The sequence below is a fragment of the Plantactinospora alkalitolerans genome (assembly GCF_015690345.1).
GTDB classification, from domain to species: domain Bacteria; phylum Actinomycetota; class Actinomycetes; order Mycobacteriales; family Micromonosporaceae; genus Plantactinospora; species Plantactinospora alkalitolerans.
In genome coordinates this window covers 1-9,467 of record NZ_JADPUN010000339.1, presented here as the reverse complement: position 1 = coordinate 9,467, position 9,467 = coordinate 1, and the positions used below count along the sequence as shown (strand labels likewise).

General features: G+C 72.9%; 11 protein-coding genes and 1 pseudogene. 5 read left to right on the top strand and 7 right to left on the bottom strand.

What is annotated here, in order from left to right; translation table 11 throughout:
- Nucleotides 1-227 precede the first annotated feature (227 nt).
- A complete protein-coding gene (locus I0C86_RS36310; protein ID WP_196205835.1) occupies nt 228-827 on the top strand; it encodes an HD domain-containing protein in 600 nt (199 codons plus the stop codon).
- 7 nt (nt 828-834) lie between these two features.
- Nucleotides 835-1,590 carry a tRNA(His) guanylyltransferase Thg1 family protein gene (locus I0C86_RS36305; RefSeq protein WP_196205834.1) on the top strand — a complete coding sequence of 252 codons (756 nt, stop codon included), beginning with the start codon at nt 835-837 and terminating at the stop codon, nt 1,588-1,590.
- A gap of 174 nt (nt 1,591-1,764) precedes the next feature.
- Here the strand turns inward: I0C86_RS36305 and I0C86_RS44080 are convergent.
- The 7 genes and pseudogenes from I0C86_RS44080 to I0C86_RS36275 form a co-directional block, all read right to left on the bottom strand.
- A pseudogene (locus tag I0C86_RS44080) lies at nt 1,765-2,295 on the bottom strand (DUF998 domain-containing protein); the annotation flags it as partial.
- A gap of 183 nt (nt 2,296-2,478) precedes the next feature.
- Nucleotides 2,479-3,522 (bottom strand): ROK family protein, encoded by a 1,044-nt coding sequence (locus I0C86_RS36300; RefSeq protein ID WP_196205833.1) that lies wholly within the window; start codon nt 3,520-3,522, stop codon nt 2,479-2,481.
- 212 nt (nt 3,523-3,734) lie between these two features.
- Nucleotides 3,735-4,319: a hypothetical protein gene (locus I0C86_RS36295; RefSeq protein WP_196205832.1), complete on the bottom strand. Its 585-nt coding sequence runs from the start codon at nt 4,317-4,319 to the stop codon at nt 3,735-3,737.
- A gap of 146 nt (nt 4,320-4,465) precedes the next feature.
- Complete coding sequence (locus tag I0C86_RS36290) at nt 4,466-5,014, bottom strand: hypothetical protein (protein WP_196205831.1); 549 nt, start codon at nt 5,012-5,014, stop codon at nt 4,466-4,468.
- Between the two features lie 52 nt (nt 5,015-5,066).
- Nucleotides 5,067-6,215 carry a cystathionine gamma-lyase gene (locus I0C86_RS36285; protein WP_196205830.1) on the bottom strand — a complete coding sequence of 383 codons (1,149 nt, stop codon included), beginning with the start codon at nt 6,213-6,215 and terminating at the stop codon, nt 5,067-5,069.
- Nucleotides 6,212-7,207 carry an NAD(P)H-dependent glycerol-3-phosphate dehydrogenase gene (locus I0C86_RS36280; RefSeq protein WP_196205829.1) on the bottom strand — a complete coding sequence of 332 codons (996 nt, stop codon included), beginning with the start codon at nt 7,205-7,207 and terminating at the stop codon, nt 6,212-6,214. Before I0C86_RS36280 ends, I0C86_RS36285 begins: the two co-directional genes overlap by 4 nt.
- 37 nt (nt 7,208-7,244) lie before the next feature.
- The gene (locus I0C86_RS36275; protein WP_196205828.1) at nt 7,245-8,006 is read right to left on the bottom strand and encodes a lysophospholipid acyltransferase family protein; all 762 of its coding nucleotides are present in this window, start codon (nt 8,004-8,006) and stop codon (nt 7,245-7,247) included.
- Between the two features lie 268 nt (nt 8,007-8,274).
- Here I0C86_RS36275 and cofC point away from each other — a divergent pair, with 268 nt between their 5' ends.
- The 3 genes from cofC to I0C86_RS44065 form a co-directional block, all read left to right on the top strand.
- Complete coding sequence (gene cofC / locus I0C86_RS44075) at nt 8,275-8,922, top strand: 2-phospho-L-lactate guanylyltransferase (RefSeq protein WP_323374061.1); 648 nt, start codon at nt 8,275-8,277, stop codon at nt 8,920-8,922.
- A 101-nt stretch (nt 8,923-9,023) separates the two neighbouring features.
- Nucleotides 9,024-9,221: a cold-shock protein gene (locus tag I0C86_RS44070; RefSeq protein ID WP_230395378.1), complete on the top strand. Its 198-nt coding sequence runs from the start codon at nt 9,024-9,026 to the stop codon at nt 9,219-9,221.
- A gap of 53 nt (nt 9,222-9,274) precedes the next feature.
- Nucleotides 9,275-9,467 (top strand): hypothetical protein (locus I0C86_RS44065; protein ID WP_230395377.1); only part of this gene is annotated, 193 nt, incomplete at its 3' end.

Sequence of the window (9,467 nt, the reverse complement as noted above, 5' to 3'; positions counted from 1 at the left end):
AGCTGCGTCCCCCCGGCGACGCTCGGCCCGCCCAGCTCCGGTGCCCCACGCCCCCTGTACCGCCGGTCCGGGCCGGCGGGCAGGGGGCGTGGCGGATTTTGTAAGGAAGGGCCCCTTCTTATCGCTTTCCGTTGTAGCGGGGGCCCTTCCTAACACTCCGCCGCCCGGGGACGAGGCGCCCGAAAGCTAGGTGCCCGGAGGGCACCGCTCGGTTAGCCTTCGACACCGTGATCGCCACCGCCCTGCACCGTGCGCTCTCCGACCCGACGACGCCGGCCCTGCGCCCGCTGCCGCCGCGAGCCGTCGAGCTGCTGGTCGCGGCGGACGCCCCGCCCCGGCTCGCCGCGCATCTCCGAGCCGTTCACGACGTCGCCGCCCAACTTCTCGACTGGCTGCGGAGGCGGTATCCGCGCCTCGTGGTCGACCACGAGGCGGTGCTGTTCGGGGCGGCCACCCACGACATCGGGAAGTGTCTTCATCCCGAGGAACTCTCCGGACCGGGTTCACGGCACGAACCCGCCGGCCGGCAGCTCCTGCTCACGCAGGGCGTACCCGCCGAACTGGCCCGGTTCGCGGCCACCCACGCCCGATGGGACCACCCCGACGTCACGATCGAGGAACTGCTGGTCAGCCTGGCCGACAAGGTCTGGAAGGGCCGGCGGGAACCCGACCTCGAAACGCTGGTCGTCGGTCGGCTCGCCGGAGCCGGGGACGAACAGCCCTGGGCGGCGTTCATGGGCCTCGACGACGTCCTCGGCCGGATCGCCGGGGATGCCGATGCCCGACTCGATTTCCAGGCCCGCTACCCGACGCATCCGGGGAGGTGAGCGGCGGATGGACACCGACGAGTTCGAGTCCCGCCAGCGGGCCCGGGAGTACTTCCACTCGCTGCGGGTACTACCCGGCGCCTGGGCGGTGATCCGGCTGGACGGTCGCTCGTTTTCCCGGTTCACCGAGGAGCACTTCGAGAAGCCGTTCGACCCGCGCTTCGGCGAGCTGATGGTCGGCACCGCGCAGACGCTGCTGACCGAGCTGGCCGGGCGCTACGCGTACACCGAGAGCGACGAGATCTCCGTGCTGCTGCCGCCGGACTTCACCCTCTTCGGCCGGAGCGTGGAGAAACTGGTGTCGATCTCGGCCGGTATCGCCAGCGCCGCGTTCACCCGGGCGGCCGGTGAACCGGCCCACTTCGACGCCCGGATCTGGCTCGGGGTGGACGTCACCGACGTCGCCGACTACTTCTCCTGGCGGCAGTCCGACGCCACCCGCTGCGCACTCAACGGCTGGTGTTACTGGACGCTGCGCCGAAACGGCAGCTCCGCCGAGGAGGCCAGCCGGGCGCTGACCGGCGCCAGCACCTCCGACAAGAACGAACTGCTCTTCCGGTACGGCATCAACTTCGCCGAGCTACCTGCCTGGCAGCGCCGCGGCGTCGGACTCTGGTGGGAGACCCACCAGCACGCCGGCCGCGACCCGGTGCGGGGTACCGAGGTGACCAGCACCCGTCGGCGCGTCAGGGTGGACCGGGAGCTTCCGATGAAGACCGACTACCGCGAACTGCTCCAAAGGCTGGCCACCCAGCGGGTCTGAGTGCGACCACGAAACCGCACCCGCCGCATCCGTCGGGTCGGCCGCGTCCGACGGGTCGGCCGCGTCCGACGGGTCCGACGGGTCCGACGGGTCCGACGGGTCCGCGACGGTGGTGCCCCGACCCGGTCGTCGGGTCCCGTTGCCGACCCGGAGTATCTGTCCCACCAGGACGGCGAGCAGCGCCAGCTCGACCACCACCAGGATCCGCTCGACCAGACCCATCATCACCCGGCCGCCGGGGAAGGCGACGTAGTAGAGCCCGAGCAGCGCGAACACGCTCGTCACCGCCAGCGCCCGGAGTCGCCGTACGGCGCCGCGCCAGCGTACGTCCGCGGTGAGGCGCCGGATCGCCAGCAGCGTCGCGATCGGCAGCGCGACGAAGGCGGCCACCGAGACGTACCGGTGCACGTATCCCCGGGTACTCAGCTCGACCACCCCGATCGGGTCGGTCGGCACGATCGCCGCGACGATCAGTCCCAGGCACCAGACCAGGAGCAGCGCCTCCGCGAGGGCACCGATTCTGATCCGGACGGCCCGCAACGCCAGCGGTACGGCCAGCGAGGTGATGCCGAGGAGGAGGATCGCGACGTTCATCGGCCAGCCGTTGTTCGACACCGCGTAGTCGCTGATGGTCAGGGACAGTGGACTCATCCCCGGGTCGGGGGCGAGATGCGCGGCGACACCCAGGATCGCCGTCAGGGTCATGCCGACGGCCGCCACCAGAGCGAGTGGGCGGGCGGTCCACGGCTGGGTAAGGGTTCCGGACATCATGTGACCAGCGTGGTCGTGGTGCCGGGGCAGCAGATCCGGCATGATCCCGGACCGATCCCCCGGTTCCGTACCCCTGAGCGGTTCAGGGTGAGGCTGGCCCTACCCGACCGGCTGCGGCTATCCGGTGGACAGGGTGACCCGGCCGTCGAGAGACTTCAGCGCGGCGATGGCGGCACCCCGGGCGCCCGCCATGTCGAGGTCGGGGACCAGGGCGAAGCGTGCCTGGGCCATCTGCTCGGTCCGCAGCGAGGTGTGCTCGCGGACCGTGTCCAGGAACCAGGTCCGGAACTCGGGTGCGGCCTCCACCACCCCGCCGCCGACGAAGTACGCGTCCGGGTCGGCGAAGTTCGCCACGATGGTGAAGAGCCGGCCCAACGCCATCGCCTGCTGCTCGAAGATCTTGATTGCCATCGGATCGCCGTCCACCCCGTACGTCCGGACCTGCTTGGCGGCCCGGACCGGGTCCAACTCGCCCAGCGGATGGCCGACGAACCGGGTCAACCAGTACGGCAGCAGATTGCGCCGGATCCCGGTGAGCGAGGCGACGCTCTCCACGTCCGCGACGAACCCGCAGTTGCAGAGCGGCACCGGCTGTCCCTCGGCGAGCAGTCCGTACATCGGGATGTGCACGTGGCCCAGCTCGCCGGCCATTCCGGCGGCCCCGGTCACCGCCTGCCCACGCTCGATCACGCCGCCGCCGAGTCCGGTGCCGACGATGGCGGAGACCGACGACCTGTTCATCGCCTCGTCGCCGAAGTAGGCGTGGTGGGCGTAGAGCGCTGCGGCGTTGCCGTCGTTGTTGTAGATCACCGGCAGGTCGAGCCGTCGTTCGAGGGCGGTCCGGATGTCGTAGCCGCGCCAGCCCGGCTGGGAGAAGTTCGTCGAGCCCTTCGAGGAGATGACGCCGGTGGCGCTCGACGGCCCGGGGGTGTCCAGCCCGACGGCCAGGACCCGTTCGCGCGGGGTGCCGGTGCGGGCGAGCACCTGTTCCATCGCCGACGCCAACGCCTCGATCGCCACCTCCGGCCCGTCCAGGACCTGGCACGGGGTCTCGACCAGCTCGTCGACCAGGAAACGTCCGGTCGCGTCGAGCACGGTCGCGTTGTTGCTGTTACCGCCGTTGTCCAGTCCGACGACCACCGGAATGTCCGAATTCGCCATCGGGCTGCCTCCTCACCTCCGACGTCGACCCGAGCCGGAATTGCTCTTACCCTGCCGTACCCGCGGTTATCCCGCAGCCCCCGGCCGGCGCCCGCTGGCCCGCCGATCGGCCACCGAAACCGCCGCTTCGTCGATCGACTTCCGGACGCCGCCCCGTCGGCGCACGGAATCGGCACATCCGCCGGTACCGGGACGAGCACACGCCTCGGCGGTCACTTCGGGCAGTCGACGCCGATCGACATCCGGACCTGCTCGGTCCGCCCGCCGGATCGGACCGTCAACGGGACACAGGCAGGCTCGTGGAGCCAGAAGCCTCCGGCGAACGCCACCCAGCCGGTCCGATCCGGGCAGCCGGGAAATCGCACCTGGCGGGCGGGCTCTGCCGGACTGCCCCAGCCGATCACGGTCCTGCCGGCCGAGGCTGGCGGCACCGACAGGTCGACGGTCGAGTCGGCCCGCACCACCAGGCCGGTCTTGGCGAAGAGTCGGGCCGGACCGGTCTGACCGGCCGGATGGACCTCCAGCAGCCGCACCGGCACGGCGACGACGTCGACCGCCACTACCCGGTCCGTCGGCGGCGCGTCGAGGTGGTCGATGACGTGTGCACAGGAGATGAGGCTCGCTCCGGCCGGGGCCGGGTCGGTCGGCGTACGCCCGGGGGTGATCGTGGCGGTTGGCCCGGCGGCACCGGTCGGGGTCGGGACCGCCGGTCCGGCCGGCTCCGGGCCGGTGCACGCGGCGGTGGCCAGCAGACCGATCGCGACGAGAACGGGCAGCGCCCGCTGTTTTGTCCGCACAACCGAACCGAGTCCCCGCCCCCGGCACCGGTTCCTGCCACGGCCGGCGGATTGCGGGCCGCCGGTCAGAACGACGAGGCACCGGCCATGGGCACGCTCGGGCCGGGTCCGCCTGTTCAGGAGCGTGACCGCCAGTCGGCGACCGGTCAGCGGCGGCCGAGTGCCGCCTCCAGACGTTGGATGAGCGTCTTGCGGCTCTTCCCGGCGCGTTCCGCGCGCAGCGCCGCCTTGAGTTGACCGGCGTTGAGGTCGCGGACCTTCCGGGTCGCCTCGGCGACCGGCATGTCGGTGAGCGGCACGGACGTGGACTCGCGACGGGCCCGTTTGGCCGGCCCAGTGTTCGCGACGTACTGCTTGCCGGACTTCGACGCCCTGCGCTTCTTGGCGTCGGTCTCGCGCTGCTGCTCGGCGGAGAGCTTGTTCCATGCCTTGTCGGGGAGGTAACGGTCGGTTTCGCCGTCGTGCCGCGCCCGGGTGGTGCCCTGCCTGTTCCGCCACTTCTGGTCGCCCCAGTGCTTGAGCGACTTCTGGCGCTCGTCCCTCGGGCCCTCGTAGCCGCCGCCGCGCTTCTGGTACTCCTGGGTGAGTAGCTGTGACTTGCGCGCCGACCACTGTCCCGGCCGGCCGCCCCGGTCGGCCGCCTTGATCTCTTCCTTGAGCTGTTCCCTCAGCTCGGGCTTCGTGTATTGCGCCATGTTCGCCGGGTACCCGCCGCACCGCGCCGTACTCACTGCCGGGACGGGTCCGCTAACGGCCGCCGGCCGCGTCGAGCGCCGCGTGCAGGTCGGCGAGCAGGTCGGCGGTGTCCTCGACCCCACAGGAGAACCGGACGAAGCCGGCGGAGACGTCGTCACCCCACTGGGCCCGCCGGTCGGCGCTGGTGTGCAGGCCACCGAACGAGGTCGCCGCGAAGACCAGCCGGCTCGCGGCCAGGAACCGGGCCACCCGACCGGCGTCGCCGAGGTCGAACGACACGATCCCGGGCATCCGCCGGAGCTGCCGGCTGGCCACCGGGTACGCCGGATCGTCGGGAAGCCCCGGCCACCGTACGCCGGAGACGTCGCGGCGGTCCCGCATCGCCGCCGCCACGGCCGCCGCGTTGGCGCTCTGCCGGGCCAACCGCAGGTCCAGGGTGGCCAGCGAGCGGTGTGCCAGCCACGCGTCGAAGGCACCGGGGATCGAGCCGGTGGTGGTCCGCCAGGCCCGGACAGTGGCCAGCAGTTCGGTGTTCCGGCTGGCCACGTAGCCGAGAAGCAGATCGGAGTGCCCGGTCAACGCCTTCGTGCCGGACGCGACCACCAGGTCGGCCCCCAGGTCGAGCGGCTGCTGCCCGAGCGGTGTCGCGGCGGTGTTGTCGACCGCGAGCAGCGCACCGGCGGCCCGCGCCCGCGCCGCCAGCTCGGCCACGTCACAGACGTCCAGGCCCGGATTGGCCGGCGTCTCGACCAGCACCAGCCGTACGCCGTCGAGCGCCGGGTACGGCCCGGCGGTCGGTACGAAGTCGACCCGTACCCCGATGCCCTCCAGCGTCTGGGTGGCGAACGCCCGGACCGGGAAGTAGCCGTCGGCGGGAAGCAGCACGGTGTCACCGGGGCGGAGCACCGAGAGCAGCACGGCGGTGATCGCGGCCTGTCCGCTGGCGAAGGCGAGACAGTCCCCGCCCTCCAGCTCGCCGATCGCCGCCTCCAGCCCACGCCGGGTCGGATTGTCCGGCCGCCCGTACCCGTTCGGGGTCGCCTCGGGGCCGGCCGCCGGGTCCAGGTGGTAGGGCGCGGCGAAGACCGGGCCCGGCAGGAACGGCTCTCCCGGCACCGGCTCCGGCAGACCTGCGTGTACGCAGCGGGTGCCGTCGCCGTACCCGGAGCGGTCGGCCGGTCCACCCGCCGCCCCGGTCACTCCGGCCTCGGCTTGCGGCTCATCAGCACCGCCATCGCGTGCTGCGGGTCGGCGCTCTCGTGGCAGACCCGCTCGACCTGCTCGGTGATCGGCATCTCCACCCCGTGCGCCCGGGACAGGTCCCGGATCGCCAGGCAGCTCTTCACCCCTTCGGCGGTCTGCCGGGTCGCCGCCTGCGCCTGTTCGAGGGTCTCCCCCCGGCCCAGGTGCTCGCCGAAGGTGCGGTTGCGGGACAGCGGCGACGAGCAGGTGGCCACCAGGTCGCCGAGGCCCGCCAGGCCGGCGAAGGTGAGCGGGTCGGCGCCGAGGGCCACCCCGAGCCGGGCGGTCTCGGCCAGTCCTCGGGTGATCAGGGTCGCCCGGGTGTTGTCGCCCAGGCCCATCGCGGTGGTGATCCCGTACGCCAGTGCGATCACGTTCTTCACCGCACCGCCCAGCTCGGCGCCGATCACGTCGTCGTTGGTGTACGGCCGCAGGTACGGCGTGTTCACCGACCTCTGCACCTCGGTCGCCCGGTCCGTGTCGGTGCAGGCGACCACGGTCGCCGCGGGCTGCTCGGCGGCGATCTCGGCCGCCAGGTTGGGACCGGAGACGACCACGACCCGGTCGGCGGCGACCCCGGCGGTCTCCACGATCACCTCGCTCATCCGTTTCGTGGTGCCCAACTCGATGCCCTTCATCAGCGAGACCAGCGTCGAGTCGGGTTCGAGGTGCCGGGCCCACTCCGCCAGGTTGCCCCGCAGGGTCTGTGCCGGCACGGCGAGCACGACGAGATCGGCGCCGGAGATCGCCTCGGCGGCGTCGGTGGTGACCCGCACCCCCGCCGGCAACCGCAGCTCGGGCAGGTAGTCGGGATTGCTCCGGGTGGACCGGATCGCCTCCGCCACCGCCGGTCGGCGGGCCCAGACGACCACGTCCCGCCCGGCGTCGGCGAGCACCTTCGCGAACGCCGTACCCCACGAACCGGCGCCGAGCACCACGACGTGGCTCATGCCGTCACCCCGCTCCGCACGGCGTCCGTCGGCCCGCTCATGCCCGGTCTCCGGCCGGCGGAGCCGGGTTGGCCCGCCCGGTCGAGTCGTCTGTGCGGCGGTTCGACTGTGCCGACCAGAGCGGCGGCGGTGTTCCGCCGCGGATCTCGGCCAGCATGTCGCGCAGCCGCAACATGATCGCGTCGGTCATCTCGTCCAGCACGGCCCGGCTGGGCGTGGCACCGGCCCACCGGCTCAGGTCGACCGGCGGACCGGCCATCACGGTGACCGGGATCTGTGGGCGGAGACTGACCTTCTTCGTACGCGGGTCGAAGATCTTCTCCGGTCCCCACATCGCCACCGGGATCACCGGAGCCCCGGTGGCCAGCGCCAGCCGCGCCGCTCCGGTCTTGCCCCGCATCGGCCACAACTCGGGCTCCCGGGTGGTGGTGCCCTCCGGATAGATCACCACCGCGCCGCCGTCCCGGACCGCGCCGATCAGCGTCTCCAGCGACCGTGCCGCGTCGACCGTGCCGCGCTCGACCGGGATCTGCTGGCACTTCAACAGGATCCGCCCCACCAGCGGCACCCGGAACACGCTGGCCTTGCCGAGGTACCGGGGCCAGCGACCGGCGTCGTAGATGTAGTGCGCCGAGACCAGCGGATCGGCGTGGGAGAGGTGGTTCGGCACGATGATCACGCCCCCGGAGGCGGGCAGGTGCTCCATGCCGCTCCAGGTACGCCGTGTCCACCCGGCCATCACCGGCTTGACCACGCTCACGGCAAACCGTCGCCAGAACCCCAGCCTGCGCCGTGCCACTGTGCCTCCTCGTCGTCCCCACCCTGGCCCGGCCGTCCGAGGCGCCGCGCGGGCACCGGACGCCCCGGCGGGAAGTCGCTCCCACCCGCGCCCGTGCCCACGGCCCTCGGCGACCTGCCACCGCCGGCGGAACGCCGCCGACCCGTGGGGGATGCCGCCGCCCGCAGCGAAATCATGCCTGCTCGCCCGGGGTACGGCCAGCCAGGGTGGTCCCGATCCCACCGACGCCGCGCACCGGCCGACGCCGGGCGGCTGGCAGGATTGCCGTGTGGGTGAGCGGAACTGGACGGTGGTCGTGCCGGTCAAGCGCCTCGAATCGGCGAAGAGCCGGCTGCGGGGCGCCCTCGGCGGGGTACCGCACGAGCTGCTCGCCCTGGCGCTGGCCGAGGACACCGTCGGCGCCGTGCTGGCCTGTCCCCCGGTGCGCGAACTCCTGGTGGTGACCGACGATCCCGACGCCACCCGGGTGCTGGGGCGGCTCGGTGCCCGGATCACCCCGGAACCGCCGGAGAGCGGGCTCAATCCCGCGTTCGGCCGGGGCGCCGCGCTGGTCGCCGACGGATGGGTCGCCGCACTCACCGCAGACCTGCCGGCCCTGCGTCCGGTCGAGCTGGCCGAGGCGCTGCGGGCCGCCGAGACCGGTCCGTCCGGCGTACGCCGGTTCGTCGCCGACGCCCCCGGTACCGGCACGGTCCTGCTCACCGCCCCGCCCGGGGTTCCGCTGGATCCCCGGTTCGGCCCGCGCTCGGCGGCGGCGCACGCGGCGTCCGGCGCCGTACCGCTCACTCCCGCCTGGCCGACGCTGCGCCGGGACGTCGACACCCCGGCGGACCTGCTCGCCGCGACGACCCTCGGCCTCGGCCGGCACACCGCGGAGCTGACCCGGCGTTCCGCGCCCGCCGGAGCCGACCGCTGACCGGTCGGTCCCGGTCTCGGTCTCGGTCCCGACACCAGCGCCGGCACCCGGCATCCGGCATCCGGCATCCGGCATCCGGCATCCGGTGTACGGTGCTGGGCATGCAGGGCACGGTGGCCACCTACGACCCGGCGACCCGGACGGGCACGCTCCTGCTCGACGACGGCAGCACCGTCGCCTTCCCGGCCGCCGCGTTCGACGCCTCCGGCCTGCGGCTTCTCCGGCTGGGCCAACGGGTACGCCTCGAGCACGACACCGGCGGAACGCTGGTTCGGATAACGCTGCCGACCTTCCGGTGATCCGGTGACGCAAGTTCATTTTCCGTTCACCGCACCCGGGGAATGATGGAGGGGTGAGCACCCCACCGTCCCGTCGCCCCCAGTCCGCGCGTTCATCGCGATCCCGCTCCGCCGAGCGTGCCGCCGTCCCGGAACCGGACCAGGCGGCGGATTCGGCTCGCGGCGCTGCCAGCGGGACGGACCGGACACCGGCCATCGGGCCGGACAATCCGCTGCGGGGGCGCCGGGGCGGTCCGGCCACCGGAC

What these genes read in the sequence shown, in the direction of transcription:
- I0C86_RS36280 (WP_196205829.1), bottom strand. Translation starts at nt 7,207, where the DNA reads ATGAGCCACGTCGTGGTGCTCGGCGCCGGTTCGTGGGGTACGGCGTTC.
- I0C86_RS44070 (WP_230395378.1), top strand. Translation starts at nt 9,024, where the DNA reads ATGCAGGGCACGGTGGCCACCTACGACCCGGCGACCCGGACGGGCACG.
- I0C86_RS36300 (WP_196205833.1), bottom strand. Translation starts at nt 3,522, where the DNA reads ATGGCGAATTCGGACATTCCGGTGGTCGTCGGACTGGACAACGGCGGT.
- I0C86_RS36305 (WP_196205834.1), top strand. Translation starts at nt 835, where the DNA reads ATGGACACCGACGAGTTCGAGTCCCGCCAGCGGGCCCGGGAGTACTTC.
- I0C86_RS36290 (WP_196205831.1), bottom strand. Translation starts at nt 5,014, where the DNA reads ATGGCGCAATACACGAAGCCCGAGCTGAGGGAACAGCTCAAGGAAGAG.